This is a genomic window from Flavobacterium sp. GNP010, from assembly GCF_056428945.1.
Window position 1 is genome coordinate 1 of the sequence record NZ_JBWJVK010000154.1, and the last position, 309, is coordinate 309.

1 protein-coding gene is annotated in these 309 nt (G+C 44.3%); it reads right to left on the bottom strand.

The window, feature by feature from the left end; genetic code table 11:
• On the bottom strand, positions 1–309 hold a 309-nt coding region (locus AC061C_RS15935; protein WP_478291988.1), incomplete at both ends, for a hypothetical protein.

Genomic DNA, 309 nt, shown 5'->3' on the forward strand with positions numbered 1-309 from the left:
TTACTTCGTCAATCGCATCCACCGTTGTTGGTACACTTACCGTTCCAGTAGTTGCTCCAGCAGGAACAAGTACATCAACATTTGTAGTAGTGTAATCCGCACTTCCAGCAGTTCCAGTAGTCAATACAAAAGTATAGGTAATGGCTTTATCAGAAGGGTTGCTCAGTGTAAAGTTGAATACCACATCAGATCCTTCAGTAGCCGAAGCCGGAGTGATCGTTGCCACAGTAGGGGCATTGTTATTGTCGATAATCGTACCAGTAGCCGAAGCAGCTCCAGAGGCAATACTAAAGTTTTCAGTTACTTCGT